Source organism: Gordonia gummivorans (assembly GCF_022513585.1).
Lineage (GTDB): Bacteria > Actinomycetota > Actinomycetes > Mycobacteriales > Mycobacteriaceae > Gordonia.
On record NZ_JAKWBF010000017.1, the window covers coordinates 50,373 to 64,398 of the forward strand.

The window sequence follows — 14,026 nt, forward strand, 5'->3', positions numbered from 1 at the left end:
TAGCGTGACGCGCATGCAGCGACTGGCATTCGCCGATGCGATGTCGTATTGGATCTCGGCGGCCATCCCGAATGATCAGTTCCTGGTGTATTGCTTTGCCGAGACCGGACTTTCGATGACCGCCCTCGCCGACCAACTGTACGCGCGGGCGTCGCGGATTCCGGACCTCAATCTGTGCATCATGGACCTGCCGGGCACGGTCGACCGTCCGTACTGGATCGCTGCGACGGCCGACCGAACACAGATCCGGGTGCACGAGCAGGTCCGGACGTGGCCCGAATGTCTCGCGCGCCTCGGCGAATTGACCGCCGAGCAGGTGAGCGCCACGGCGGCTCCATGGCGCTTACACCTATTCGGTCCGCTTGTCGGTGTCCCGCGTTCGGATTCGGCCGGTGTGGTCGTGGTGCTACAGATCGCACACGCGCTCGGCGACGGCCGGGTGACCTCGCAGATCGCTCGACAGTTGCTCGCGTCACCGGCCGATCATGATGCTCGAATGAGCCAGACCGTCGGGTCGTCGGGCGGCGAAGTGCGCAGGATCGGAGCGTCGGTCCTGGGTCTCGCGCGGATACCCATGCAGGTCACCGAAATGTTCTGGCGAGGCATGCACGCCTACCGATTGGCGTCGGACGAGCCATCCGTCATCGGAGGCGGCGGCTTTGTCCCGACCGCACTCAACCGTCCATCCGGCGCGGATCGCAGCATGCGAGTGATCGTGGTCGACCGGGAAAAGCTCACGGGGCCAAGAGACTCAATTGGCGCAGCACCATTGAGCGTCACGGTGGCGGCACTCACCGCGATCTCCGTGGCGTTGCCGGCGTACCTGGGTGAATCCGAGGGCGCTCTCGGCGTCGAACTCACGGTTGGCGGTTCTGGAGATGTGCACGCGCGAAACAATTTTCGGAACGTCGGGATCGACTTGCGTGTCGACGTAGGCGATGTCGCCGAGCGGTCCCGGCTTATTGCCGATGCGGTGGCCGCGGCCAGGCGGGCGAGTATGACTCCGGCGCGTGCCGCGGCGCGCCGAGCGTCGGAATCGACACCGGCAGCGCTGACACATTGGGGCGTCAGGCAATTCGACATCACCAGACCGCCCGCGTCGGTCACCGGAGTCACCGTGGTGTCATCGGTTGATCGTGGCCCCGACGACCTGATCCTCGGACATGGCCGGGTGCTGTTCAGCACCGGATTCCCCGCGCTGTCGCCGGCCCAGGGACTCACGCACGGCGTGCACGGACTCGGTGACGCGGTGGCGATCTCGGTCACCACCTCACCCGAGGTGATGCCCGACGTCGATCGCTACGTCGGGTTGCTCACCGCTGCGATCGGTGCAGTCGGGCGGGGTGCGGTTCGCGACCACCGGTGAGGCAGCATTGTTGTCTCACCAGGGCTTATACCTGCGTTCCTCGCACCAGCCATCGGGACGGGTCGGCGCGCATTTCAGGAGCGCGGGTACCCGTTCCGGTCGCTGGGTGGGCTGTCGCCGTTGCCGGTGCCGCCGGACCCGCCGGGAGTTCCCGAACCCTTTGTGCGGGTGAGGCGTTTGGGCAGGCGGTCGGCGAGGCCGCCGAGCGGCGCGACTGTTTGGTTGAGCAGGTCGACGGTGTCGCCGAGCTCGTGGACGGTTTCCTGCATGGCGAGCAGGGTGGGTGCGAGCTGACCTATCACCTCGGTGAGTTCGGTGATCCGATCCAGCGGGCCGCCGGGTGCGATCGCCCGCTCCACGGCTCCGCCTTCGCCGACGAGCTGGTCGAGCAGGCCGCCGTCGTCGGCGAGCCGGTCGAGAACGCCGCCCGGTGCGGTCACCTTCTCCAGCACACCGTCGGGGGCTGTCAGCTTGTCGACGATCCCACCCTCGGAGGTCAGTCGTTCAAGGATGCCCTCGTTCTCGGTGAACTGATCGACCACACCGCCTTGGCGGGTGAGCCGATCCAGCGGCCCGTCCTTGGCGGTGAGCCGGACCAGGATGCCGCCGTCCTCGGCCATCTGATCCAGCAGCCCCCCGGTTTCGGTCAGCTTCTCGAGCAGGCCATCTTTGGCGGTCAGACGATCGATCACCCCGTTGGGATTGAGTAGACGCTCGAGCGGTCCACCGGTGGCCAGGATTCGTCCGAAGGGACGGTCGGGGCCGAGGAGTTCGGCCAGCTGACTCAACAGCGCAAGCGGCGTCCGAGCACTCCCCAGCTCGTCGCCCTCCATGCCGATCGCTTGGCTGACCTCGTGCTGCACGCTGTTCGCGGTGATGCGGGCGATGGTCACCGCGGATTCGGCTGCGGTGAGCACCACGCCCGTGATCGCGAAACCCAGACGGAACGGCACTTCGACGACTGCACGCCCGGCGTCGGGGGCAGCGCGGACCGGAGTGTTGTCCGGCTGGTTCGGGTTCATGAACCCGACCCTAGTGGCTTGCGATGGTCATCTGCGAGTACTTGGGGTGTCAGCGGTCTGTCGTCAGCTCTCTGTGGTCAACCATCTGCGGCCGCCTTGGCCCGGGCCTTCGCGGCCTTCTTGAAGTCACGGACCTTTTGCAGCGACTCTGGGTCGGTCACATCGGCCACCGACCGATAGCCCTTCTTGCCGTAATCGCCGACGACCTTGGTCCACCCCGGTGGAGCGACGCCGAGCTGCTTGGCCAGCAACGCGGTGAAGATCTTCGCCTTCTGTTCGCCGAATCCAGGCAGTGCGTTGACGCGTGCCAGCAGGTCGGCGCCGGTTTTCGCCTCGGTCCAGATCCGGGACGTGTCGCCGTCGTACTCGTCGACGACGACGCGCGCGAGCGCCTGGACACGTCCGGCCATCGACCGTCCGTAGCGGTGGATTGCCGGCGGGGTGGCGCACAGGTCGGCGAACGCCTCGGGGTCGGCGTCGGCGATCGCGACCGGATCCATGGTGCCGAACCGCTCCCGGATCTTCGCGGGACCAGCGAAGGCTCGTTCCATCGGAAACTGCTGGTCCAGCAACATTCCGGTCAGCAGCGCGAACGGATCGCTCGACAGCAGTTCGTCGGACTTCTCGTCCTGGGCAATCTGCAATTTGGCCATGCTTCGAGTCTGGCAGAACCGCGTGTATCGCGGCAGGGCGCATCGCCGACGCCAACCGGGTCGTCTGCCCCAATTCGCCGTGGATGGCCGATCGCCCTTCTAGACTGACCGCATGATCAACGGGGTGGAGAAGATGCGCGGTGGGCGACGAAAGTCGGCTGTGGCGGTGGTGATCGGGCTTTTCGTCGCCCTGACCTCGACGATCGGGGTCGGTTCGGCGAGTGCGATCCCGGAATACACCGAGCCCAATTTCGTCACGACACTGAAGTGCGGTAGCGCGAACCCCTGGCCGCTGGGCCCGCTGCCGGTGCGCGTCGACGTGTACAACCAGATCCGGTTCCCGGCAGACGGTCTGCCTGGTCCTGCGATCTCGCTCATCGGCTACAGCCTCACCCGTCCGCAAGCGTTGGAGTACACGGCCGTGGTCAAGGTGACCTGGCGAAACCTGCAGTCCGGTCGCACGGGTTCGGTGACGGTGCCCGGCCGCGCACCGTCGGTGCGGTGGCAAGCAGATCTTCACCCCGGTTCGGGTCCGGTGGCGTTCACGATCCACCAGACGATCGGTGCGATGGCCTTTGTTCCGATGGTCAACCCCAAGAAGTCCACCTGCAGCGGTCGCGCCACCGCCTGAGGTTGTGCCGACGCGGAGTCACGTCGCCGAAACGCGCGGCCCCGATCTCCGGTTTGTTCGCACCGCGTATGGGTAGCCTGGGTTTGTTGCGCCCCTCCGGTCGTGGAGAGGCCCGGACTGCGAACGGCGAGGTCGACGCCATGTCTGAATCTCATCAGCGCGAGGTTGCCGAACAGCGCACGGCAAAGGTCATCGGGGTCAGCGTCGCCGCGGCCGTCGGTGGCTTCCTGTTCGGCTTCGACAGTTCCGTCGTCAACGGAGCGGTCGATTCCATCGAGGACACCTTCGGCCTGAACAGCTTCTTCACCGGCTTCGCGGTTGCTGTCGCGTTGCTCGGATGTGCAGTCGGCGCGTGGTTCGCGGGACGGCTTGCCGACGTGTGGGGACGCAAACGTGTAATGCTGCTCGGCGCAGTCCTTTTCGTGATCTCCGCGATCGGTACCTGCTTCACCGTGACGGTGTGGGATCTGCTCCTGTGGCGCGTGATGGGCGGTATCGGTATCGGTATCGCGTCCGTGATCGCGCCCGCTTACATCTCGGAAATCGCGCCCGCGCGTTTCCGCGGAGCCCTGGCATCCATGCAGCAGCTTGCCATCACTCTCGGCATCTTCGCGGCGTTGTTGTCCGACGCCCTGCTGGCCGACGCTGCGGGCTCGGCCTCCAACGAGTTGTGGTTCGGGCTCGAGGCGTGGCGGTGGATGTTCCTCGTCGGCGTGATCCCGGCGCTGGTGTACGGCTTACTGGCACTGACGATTCCGGAGTCGCCGCGCTACCTCGTCGGTCGCAACCGCGACGAGGAGGCCGCGCGGATCCTGCAGGAGGTGACCGGTGAACCGCATCCGCTCGAACGGGTCAAGCAGATCAAACTGACCGTTCGGCGGGAGTCGAAGGCCTCGATCACCGACATCCGCGGCCATTCCTTCGGACTTCACCCACTGGTGTGGATCGGCATCTGGTTGGCCATCTTCCAGCAGTTCGTCGGCATCAACGCGATCTTCTACTATTCGACCACGCTGTGGCAGTCCGTGGGATTCAGCGAAAGCGCATCCTTCCAGACCTCGGTCATCACCGCGATCATCAACGTCGCGATGACCTTTGTGGCGATCCTGTTCGTCGACCGCATCGGACGCAAGAAACTCCTGCTCGCCGGATCGGTGGGCATGTTCGTCGGGCTGCTGATGGCCTGTATCGCGTTCACGCAGGCCACCTACAAGCAATCGGGCAGCGTCGGTGACGTGATGTGCGAGGCCGGCAACACCACCAAAGAGTGTCTGACCCTTGACGATCCGTGGGGCATCCTTGCACTCATCGGAGCCAACCTGTTCGTCGTGTTCTTCGCCGCGACGTGGGGCCCGGTGATGTGGGTGATGCTCGGCGAGATGTTCCCCAACCGCATTCGCGGCGTTGCCCTTGGTGTCTGCACCGCGGTCAACTGGATCGCCAACTTCACCATCTCCATGCTGTTCCCGCCGGCATCGGAGCACCTGGGATTGGGCGTGGTATACGGATTCTTCGCCTTCTGTTCGGCCGCGTCGTTTTTCTTCGTGTTGCGCAGGGTTCAGGAGACCAAGGGGATGGAACTCGAAGAGATGGACGGTGTCGCCGACCGGCTGTCGGCGGCCGTGCCTCGTCCCGCCACCTGATCGGCTAGTCGCGCGAAAGCTTGTCGAGACCGCTCACCAGCAACGCTTGCGCCGCGAAATAGGTTGCCAGAACGCAGACTTCGGCGGCCGTGCGCACGCGCTGATCCGTGATCAGGTGACGACGATTGAGGATCGTCAGATCCGACGCCAGGAACAACCACCCGCCGATACGCATGCGTGGTTGCGGATTCTTGACATCGGCAGCCAACGCCGACATCAACGCCAAGCTTTGACCATAGGGCCCGAGGACGGTCAACAGGCGCGGCCGATGAACTGCCATGACCACCGCCGACTCGGTCAGGATGGCCAGCCGAGGCGCCAGCAGGCGTGCCGTGGGTCGCGCCCCGGCGCGGAGCATCGCCGCGGCATAGCTCAACTGTGCTGCCCCGAAAACGCTTGCGCCCCAGCGCAGATATCGGTCCTTGGCATCCTGGTCGGTCTCGAACTCCTCGAGCAGCATCAGACGGTCGCCCGCCGCCGACGCCGCCACGATCGCGGTGAGCAGCGCGGTGTCCAGGGGTGTGCGGCGTCGATACCCGGCGGCGACATAACCGCCCAGCAGGGCCAGCGGAACAGGTTTCGTCATCGCTGCGGCGCGGCGCGGGCCGGTCGCGCCGTAGAACGTCGCAGCTGCTGCGGCCGTCGCGTAGGAGGCGACTCCCAGTGCGCGCCACCAGCGCGGACCCACCGGACTCATCGCAGCAATCTCGCCACGAACGCTCGGGTGTCGTTCTCGGACAATTGCTTCGACCGGGTTGCGTCGAGAGTCAGATAGGTTCGCGCGGTGACGCGTCGGTCGGCCCGGGCGTCATTCAGATATTTCAGTGATGTCGGCACTACTACCGACGTGTCCTGCAGTGACTGAGTCATCAGCACCGGCCGCACAAAGCCCTTGGTGGGTAGTGCGAGAGCCTTGGTGAGCAACGCGTTGAGCGCGGTGTTGCGGGCGAGCGGTTTGGTGAACAGCGAACCCATCACGAGGCCGCTGGCCTGCCGGACGAGATCGTTCGCGCACAGGGTGGACGCCTTGCCGAGCCACTGCTTACCGGTGTCGGTGAGATAGGTGTTCAGATCGACGTCGCGGTGGGCGTTGCCGATCGCACTGAGGGTGTAGAGCGTATCGGCCGCGAGACCGGTCGGCATGACTCCCGATCCCGGTCCGAGACTGCCGAGCAGCGAGGAGAATTCGGCCGGGATCGAGGTAGCAGCGGCACCGCGGAAGTCGAGCTTGGATCCCTGCAGGGTAGGTGCCGTGCGGGCCAGATGGATTGCTGCCGAGGCACCTTGGGCCTCGCCGACCACCACCCAGGTGCGGGCGAGCCGATCAGAGATGTCCCGTGCCGCCTTGAGGGCGTCGACGATGTTGCGGGCCGTGGCGTCGAGGTCGTAGTACTGAGGTGTGCCCGGTGTGCCGACGCCTGCGTAATCGGTGCTGACGACGGCGTAGCCACGGCCGAGCCATCGGCGCATCTCGTCGGTGTCGGCCTTGACCGGGCGTGCCGACGGTGCGCAACTGTCGGCGATCCCGCGCGAGCCGTGTGCCCACGCGACGATGGGCCAGCCGCCGCTCGGCGATTTCCCGCCCGGAATCATCAGCACACCGGTGGACAGATGCGGCTTTCCGTCGGCGCCCACGCTCCAGTAGGTGAACGCATTGCCGTCGGCCGCACCGCTGACCATCCGGGCACGGGGCAGTTCACGGCTGGCGTAGACGACCCCTGGGGCTTGGCCGGGACCGCGGGCATCGACGGTGTCCGCGGCGGGTTCGGGTTGGGCCGCGGTCACCGGTGTTGTCGTGTCGCCCGGTGTCGTCTGCTCGGGAATCGCGCCCGCGGTGGGCATCGAGCCGGCCAGCGCGACCGCGGTGATCGCGGCGGCGATCAGACCGATCGCGGCAGATCGTCGCCGCCGGCGCTTCGTCATGCCGTCACCACACCGACCGCGGGGAGGAAGAAGCAGGTGTTGTTGCCCACTTGTGCCGTGCCGAAGACTGCGGAGAGGATGGTGCCCTTACCCGTCTTGACCGGCGCCAGGCGCACACCGGACAGCATCCGCACCAGGGCCAGCGTGGCTGGGTCGGTCACCGGGCTCAGGTCGGCGAACCCGCCCTGGAACGTCGTGGTGTTGAACCACGCCACCTGCATCTTGCCGCCGGGACCGGAGTTGGTGGTCGCCGGCACGAAGGCGTAGGCGGTCTCGCCCTCGCCGACCAGGTTGAGCTTCTCGGGGACCTTGACGCCGGGGATCATGCGGATGATGGGTGCCAACGGTTGCAGCGGGTCCTGTTTCAACGGCCACGGTCCGGCGACCGCACCGGCTCCGGCAGTCACCAGGCCGAGTGGGTTGTCGGCGGTGGGTGTGGCGCAGAACGGGGCGACCGACGGGGTGAGAGTCTGGATACCCAGGGCCTTGAGCAGTGCGGTGGGATCCATGTCGGCAACCGGCCGCGCCTGCGCTGCCTGTGTCTTGTCGCCGGTCAGGGACAGGGCACCCGCGCGACTGAGGATGTCCTCGGGTGACAGTTTGCCGACCGCGCCGAGGACGGCCTGTGCGGCCTGCATCGCCATCTGGTCAACGCCTGCGGCCTTGAGCATGCGGACAGCGGACGCGAGTTCACCGTCGAAGGGGATTGCTTCCAGCGACAGCGAGTTGGGCGGGATCAGCGGTTCGGCCGCGGCTGAGGGAACGGTCGCCGTGACCGATGTGCCGACGACTGCTGCGGCGACGGCAGCACCGACGAGACCTGCACGCAGGGGCGTGAACCAACGACGAGAAACCATGACGCTCCTTCAACCGAGCAATCCGCCCCATGTGTCTCGTGGGGCGGATGTGACAGATGTTGTTCAAGTTAAAAGGGTGCACGGGGTTGGTGGATGCTGCAAGTGGCGAAGCCGAGCTGTGACTTCGGCGCGATCGGCGAGTGATGAATGTGGCGTGCTCCTGCTGTTCGGACGCTTGCTGTAGACAACGACACCCCGACCGTGCGGCCGGGGTGTCGCGATGGGGGATACGTCGTGGGTCTGCGACCGGGTCGTCGCAGGCTGGGCGTCAGATGATGGCCAGGCCGATCGTCGGCACGATGCCGCAGGTGTAGATGCGTCCCTTGGTCTTGGTGGTCACATCGCCATAGATGGTGGAGATGATGCGTCCCTTGCCGGTACGAGCGATGGCGGTGAAGGTGCCCGGGCCTTCCTTCACGTTGATCTTCGGATTGCGCTTGAGCTGTGTCTGACCGGTGCGGCCGGTGTCGATGTTGAGCCAGGTCACCCAGAGTTTGCGCGACGTCGGATTGTTGATGGCCGGGCCGGTGCCGAGGCTCGTGTACACATAGCCGGCCTCGCCGCGTCGAGGACCCGGTGCCGGGGCCTTCTGCGGGCCGGCGGTGACGAGTGCTCGGCCGAGCGAGTTACCACCCGGACCCATGCATCCGAAACCGAGTGTCGGATAAAGGAATTCCTGGATCTTGGGCTTGTTCGGGCCCTGGGGGATCTCCGGGTCACCGGGTTTGCGCTCGGCAGCCCGCATCTGGCGGACCACCGCCTGACGACCCGGTTCGCCGAGGAAGTCGATGACAGACTGCCAGATCGCCGACACCTGGGGTGGCAGTCCGGGCGCGGCGGCGAGGGTCTTGGCCTGGCGGAGTAGATCGGCGTTGATTCGACCGTCCGGTCCCGGCGTGGCGACCGAACCGATGATCGCCGGTGCAAAGGCGCCCAAGGAGTCCAAGACTCGCTGATCCACCTTGGGGGCCTGTGGCGTCGGTGCTGCGTGTGCGGCAACGGGCAGGGCCAGCGAGATGGCTGCGGCAACTGCGGCGGTTGCGGTCAGGACACGTGCCGAGGCAAACCGCCCCGGTTGACGTCCACTGAAACGGCGGGATCGCGGGGTCAGTGGCCCGGGGAAACGCACTGGTGGTGTCCTATCGATCGGGGCCTGAGAGCGGGAGTGACGGTCGCAGGCCGAACGTTTCGGGTGCCGCCTCGTGGTCTGCGACGGTGTGCAGAGGGTCGAGGCGGGTCGGTTGTCGCGGGTCATTCTATGCACCAGTTCACCGGCGATGTCCAGGTAGCCCGGTCGTTGTTGCTGTGATTACTGAGGTTATTGATGCAATTGTTACTAAAGTGGCGGTGCGTGGCGGTAGTCGTGCAGGTGGGGCGACAGCTGGTTAGATCGGTAGCAAATCCATCGACCGTGGCGCCGGGAGCGAAGCGAGCGGGCCACATGATGACCGTGGCGCCGGGAGCGAAGCGAGCGGGCCACATGATGACCGTGGCGCCGGGAGCGAAGCGAGCGGGCCACATGACGACCGTGGCGCCGGGAGCGAAGCGAGCGGGCCACATGATGACCGTGGCGCCGGGAGCGAAGCGAGCGGGCCACATGACATGTTCACGAGGAGCATGATGAGTGTTCGGCGACGTGGTGGACGGCTTCGCACGTGGTGGCGGCATGGCTTCGCGATGGTCGCGACGGCAGCACTCGCCACGTCGGTGCTGGCCGCGTGTGCCGACGATGCCCAGTCCGGTGCCGAGGTCACGCTGCTGACCCACGACTCCTTCGTGCTGCCGCAGTCGGTCTTCGACGCGTTCCGCCAGCAGACCGGGCTGACCCTCAAGATCATCAAGGCCGGCGATGCCGGGCAACTGGCCTCGACGGTGGCGCTGACGCCGGGAGCGCCGAAGGCCGACGCCGTGTACGGCATCGACAACACCCTCGCATCGCGTCCGATCAAGGCCGGCGCATTCGACGCCTACACGCCACCGGCCGCGGCCGACGGCGCCGCCGAGTATGCGGTGCCCGGTGCCGCCGACCAATTGACCGCCGTCGACCGTGGCGACGTGTGTCTCAACATCGACGACACGTGGTACACCGAGAATCGGGTGGCGCCTCCCGACAGTTTCCGAGATCTCACCGATCCGCGTTACGCGGGTCAGTCGGTGTTGATCGATCCCCGCACGTCGTCGCCCGGCATGGCATTTCTGCTCACCACGATCGGTGTGCTCGGCGGGGGGTGGCAGAACTACTGGAAGACCGTTGTGGCGGGCGGTGCGACGATCGTCGGTGATTGGGAGACCGCCTACAACGGACAGTTCACCGCGGGCACAGAGAACGGCACAAAGCCGATCGTGGTGTCCTACGCGTCGTCGCCGGCCGCAACCCCCGGAACGAAAGCTCTGCTCGACAGTTGCTTCGGCCAGGTTGAGTACGTCGGCATCCTCAAAGGCACCCGCAATCCCGACGGGGCCCGCAAGCTCGTCGACTTCATGTTGAGTCAGACTGTGCAGAAAGAACTTCCGGGGTCGATGTATGTGTACCCGGTGCAGAAGGGCACACCGCTGCCCGACGGCTGGGAGCAGAGTGCCCCGGTGCCCGCGTGGCGGGTGAGCCTGCCGCCCGAGTACATCGCCGCCAACCTCGAAAAGTGGCAGGACCAGTGGCGCACCGCCGTCGGGCGGTGATGGCCACCCGTTTCGGTGATGCGCTCGCGCGGCTGGCGCTGCGGCTGATACCAGCTGTCTTCATCGCCGTCCTCTTCGTGTGGCCGGTGCTCGCCCTGGTGCGGCGAGGGATGTCCGACGCGGGTGACGCCGAGGGCGGGATCTCGGGCATTCTCGAGCGCACCCACGCATGGCATCTGCTCGCGGTGACGGTGGGGCAGGCGGCCGCCTCGACCCTGCTTGCGCTCGTGGTCTCGATCCCGATCGTCTGGCTGTACGCGCGCGTGGGTGGCGCCGCTGCGCTCGTGCTCGCCGTCGTGGTCACCGTGCCCTTCGTCTTGCCGACGGTCGTGGTCGGAATCACCTTCCGCGCCGTGCTTTCCGGGCCTTTGGATTTCTTGGGAATCGGCTCGGGACTGGGTGCTGTGCTGATGGCGCATGCATTTCTGAACGTGGCGGTGGTGGTGCGGGTGGTCGGAGCCTCGTGGCGATCGCTCGATCCGCGGGTGGCCGACGTGGCCCGCACGCTGGGTGCGAGCCGCGTGCGTGCCTTCACCTCGGTGGTCCTGCCCCGACTGCTGCCGGCGGTCGCGGGGTCGGCGGGTTTGGTCTTCCTGTTCTGCTCCACCAGTTTCGGCGTGATCATCATCCTGGGTGCGGGTCAGTTGCAGACTCTGGAGACCGAGATCTACAGCCAGGCCATCGGGTACTTCAGGATTCCCGAGGCCGTCGTGCTGTCGATGGTGCAGATCGCGGTGGTGGTCGCGGCCCTGATACTCGCGCGGATGTTCACGAACCCGGCGGGTTCGGGAGCCGGTGGCATTTCCGGCAGATATCGAAACCGGGCCGAGGGCAGGTGGATTCGGGTGGCAACGGTGGGCGCGGCGCTGTGGACCGGGCTGCTGTTGCTCGGCCCCATCGTGGTCCTCGCCATCCGTTCGGTCTGTCCAGAGTCCGGTGGGGCCTGGACCTTCGACGGCTATCGCGCGCTGGGTCGTCCTGTCAACGGGATCACACCGCTGGACACGCTGCGGTATTCGCTCACGACGGCGCTGCTCGCGATGGTGATCGCGTTGGTGGTGGGGGTGCTCGCGGCTCTCGCCTTGCATTCGTCGCGCGGTGCCGTCGGTGCGATCGCGAACGTGATCGCCATGATTCCTCTCGGGATCAGTGCCGTGACATTGGGATTCGGCTATCTCATCGTGCTGGCCACCATGCCGTATGAGATCGCCGCGTCACCCGCTGTCATCCCATGTGTGCAGGCGCTGATCGCGATACCGCTGGTGATCCGGGTGATGGTGCCGGCTCTCGAGTCCATACCGCCACGACTCCGGGACGCCGCGGCGTCGCTGGGCGCCCGGCCGGTACGGGTCTTCGTCGACGTCGACCTGCCGGTCATCGGCAGATCACTGACTGCCGCAGGAGGTTTCGCGTTCGTGATGGCCCTTGGGGAATTCGGGGCGGCATCGTTTCTGCGCCGTGCCGACACCACCACGCTGCCGGTCCTCATCGGATCCGAATTGAGCCGACCGGGTGCCGACAACCTCGCCACCGCGATGGCGGCGTCGATGATCCTGGTGGCGGCCACCACGATCGCGGTGGTCGGAGTGGAAGTGTTCCGGCCGCGCGACGGGGTGCTGATCTAGATGCTCGAAATCACCGACGTCGCCGTGGGTTACGGCTCCGAGATGGTCATCGACGGACTGACCTGGACAGTCGGGGCGCAAGGCGGTGTCCTCACCGCTCTGCTGGGACCGTCCGGATGCGGGAAGTCCACCCTGTTGCGCGCGATCGCCGGTCTGGAACCGTTGGCGCGGGGCGACATTCGCTTCGACGGCGACGACCTCGCCGATGTGGCCGTGCATCGGCGCGATTTCGGTGTCGTGTTCCAGGACGGCCAGTTGTTCGGTGGTCGGACTGTGACGTCGAATGTTGCTTATGGTTTGCGGATGCGGCGCTGGCCACGCGCGCAGATCGGCGAGCGCGTGGCGCAGATGCTGGAGTTGGTGGATCTGCCCGGGTTTGCCGACCGTCGGGTGGGCGAACTGTCCGGCGGTCAGGCGCAGCGGGTTGCCTTGGCGAGGGCTCTGGCTCCGCAGCCACGGTTGCTGTTGCTCGACGAGCCGTTGGCAGCGCTGGATCGGGGGCTGCGAGATCAGCTCGCGGTCGACATCGCGGAGATCGTCCGCGAAGCTGCGACGCCCACCATCGTCGTGACCCACGACCACACCGAGGCGGCGCTGATGGCCGATTCGATCTCGGTGATGCGCGCGGGCGCGATCGTGCAGACCGCCCCGCCCGGCGAACTCTGGCGTCGACCGGCGGATGAATGGACCGCAGGCTTCCTCGGGTGTCGAACGATCGTCGACGCGCGGGTGAGTGGCGGTGTCGCCTCGTGCTCACTCGGGAGCGTGCGGCTGAATCTGCCGGACGGCGACCGGCGAATCGGACTGCGTGCGGATTCGGTGGTGGCGGTGCCGGAGGTGGACGGCACGGCATCAACCGCGACGGTGCTGCGCGCGATCGACCTGCCCACCGGGCGGCAGGTCCGCGTCGGCACCGACGTCGGGGAGATCGACGCGATGGCATCCGACGACGTCATGACCGGTGATCGAGTCGCTTTGCGGCTGGTGGGCGAGAGAGTGGCGGTGATCGGGGAGTGACCTTGTGGGCGTGAGTAGCTGCTCCGCCCTGCTATGTCGGGATGCGCCCCAACGCCGGCTGGGCGGTGAGCACGTGCTGAACCGCATGCTGGACGGGAGGGTGCCCCGCGGCTCGCACGATTTCCGGTGTGCGGCGGGCGGGGTCGCAGAGCGCGGAGTGTCACGCAGACGTCAATGCCGTAGATCCGTGCCACATATTGGCTGAAACCTACGGCGCAACTCGCGTTCGGCCACACGCGGACGCGAGTCGTCGTGGATCTGTAGCAATAGGACGCGCTGGGCGCGATCAATTCCTCAGGTCAGCGAGTGGTCACCGAACTCTTCGAGTATCCGCGGCAACCCACGGCGAGGTTGACGTCGACTGCCCGCAGGTCGTTCGGTTCGATCGCGGCGATGTCAGCAAGCGGTTCGAGGGTGCGATTGGACGCGAGGACGGCGATGCCGTGGAGGGCGGCCCAAAGAGTCGCAGTGCGTATCCACGAGTCTGGCCCGCGTGTCGCTGGTGGTCGGGCGGCCGCTGAGTGTAGATGCGCTTGTCGGTCAACAGCGTTCGGCGACCGATCGGTTGATGCATCATATTTCGGTGCTCGCGGGGCGTCCGTATGTCAGCGAG

General features: G+C 66.4%; 12 protein-coding genes. 6 read left to right on the forward strand and 6 right to left on the reverse strand.

Translation table 11 applies throughout. The annotated features are described in order from the left end of the window. Positions 1-13: 13 nt before the first annotated feature. Complete coding sequence (locus MKW15_RS13815) at positions 14-1,366, forward strand: WS/DGAT domain-containing protein (protein WP_240859095.1); 1,353 nt, start codon at positions 14-16, stop codon at positions 1,364-1,366. Between the two features lie 74 nt (positions 1,367-1,440). On the opposite strand, the gene MKW15_RS13820 is transcribed toward MKW15_RS13815, so the two are convergent. Together MKW15_RS13820 and MKW15_RS13825 are read right to left on the reverse strand one after the other, a co-directional pair. Further along, entirely contained in the window at positions 1,441-2,388 is a 948-nt protein-coding gene (locus MKW15_RS13820; RefSeq protein ID WP_240859096.1) for a hypothetical protein, read from the reverse strand. 77 nt (positions 2,389-2,465) lie between these two features. After that, entirely contained in the window at positions 2,466-3,041 is a 576-nt protein-coding gene (locus MKW15_RS13825; protein ID WP_240859098.1) for an HhH-GPD-type base excision DNA repair protein, read from the reverse strand. Between the two features lie 112 nt (positions 3,042-3,153). Here MKW15_RS13825 and MKW15_RS13830 point away from each other — a divergent pair, with 112 nt between their 5' ends. Together MKW15_RS13830 and MKW15_RS13835 are read left to right on the forward strand one after the other, a co-directional pair. Next, positions 3,154-3,672 carry a hypothetical protein gene (locus tag MKW15_RS13830; RefSeq protein WP_240859100.1) on the forward strand — a complete coding sequence of 173 codons (519 nt, stop codon included), beginning with the start codon at positions 3,154-3,156 and terminating at the stop codon, positions 3,670-3,672. Positions 3,673-3,812: 140 nt separating this feature from the next. Then, on the forward strand, positions 3,813-5,315 hold the full coding sequence (locus MKW15_RS13835) for a sugar porter family MFS transporter (RefSeq protein WP_240859102.1): 1,503 nt from the start codon (positions 3,813-3,815) through the stop codon (positions 5,313-5,315). Positions 5,316-5,319: 4 nt separating this feature from the next. Here the strand turns inward: MKW15_RS13835 and MKW15_RS13840 are convergent, their stop codons facing one another. The 4 genes from MKW15_RS13840 to MKW15_RS13855 all read right to left on the reverse strand — a co-directional run bounded on the left by MKW15_RS13840 (position 5,320) and on the right by MKW15_RS13855 (position 9,224). Further along, the gene (locus tag MKW15_RS13840) at positions 5,320-6,012 is read right to left on the reverse strand and encodes a lysoplasmalogenase family protein (RefSeq protein ID WP_240859104.1); all 693 of its coding nucleotides are present in this window, start codon (positions 6,010-6,012) and stop codon (positions 5,320-5,322) included. After that, on the reverse strand, positions 6,009-7,238 hold the full coding sequence (locus MKW15_RS13845) for an alpha/beta hydrolase family protein (protein WP_240859106.1): 1,230 nt from the start codon (positions 7,236-7,238) through the stop codon (positions 6,009-6,011). Before MKW15_RS13845 ends, MKW15_RS13840 begins: the two co-directional genes overlap by 4 nt. Beyond that, positions 7,235-8,095 carry a hypothetical protein gene (locus MKW15_RS13850; protein ID WP_240859108.1) on the reverse strand — a complete coding sequence of 287 codons (861 nt, stop codon included), beginning with the start codon at positions 8,093-8,095 and terminating at the stop codon, positions 7,235-7,237. Before MKW15_RS13850 ends, MKW15_RS13845 begins: the two co-directional genes overlap by 4 nt. Before the next feature lie 268 nt (positions 8,096-8,363). Next, the gene (locus tag MKW15_RS13855; protein WP_374247150.1) at positions 8,364-9,224 is read right to left on the reverse strand and encodes an Rv1157c family protein; all 861 of its coding nucleotides are present in this window, start codon (positions 9,222-9,224) and stop codon (positions 8,364-8,366) included. A 491-nt stretch (positions 9,225-9,715) separates the two neighbouring features. Between MKW15_RS13855 and MKW15_RS13860 the strand changes: the two genes are divergently transcribed. The 3 genes from MKW15_RS13860 to MKW15_RS13870 are packed head-to-tail and all read left to right on the forward strand — an operon-like array spanning position 9,716 to position 13,413. After that, the gene (locus MKW15_RS13860) at positions 9,716-10,771 is read left to right on the forward strand and encodes a thiamine ABC transporter substrate-binding protein (protein WP_374247152.1); all 1,056 of its coding nucleotides are present in this window, start codon (positions 9,716-9,718) and stop codon (positions 10,769-10,771) included. Then, positions 10,771-12,396, forward strand: coding sequence for an ABC transporter permease (locus MKW15_RS13865; RefSeq protein WP_240859227.1), 1,626 nt, complete (start codon positions 10,771-10,773; stop codon positions 12,394-12,396). The genes MKW15_RS13860 and MKW15_RS13865 overlap by 1 nt, the downstream gene beginning before the upstream one ends. After that, positions 12,397-13,413, forward strand: coding sequence for an ABC transporter ATP-binding protein (locus MKW15_RS13870; RefSeq protein ID WP_240859110.1), 1,017 nt, complete (start codon positions 12,397-12,399; stop codon positions 13,411-13,413). Positions 13,414-14,026 lie beyond the last annotated feature (613 nt).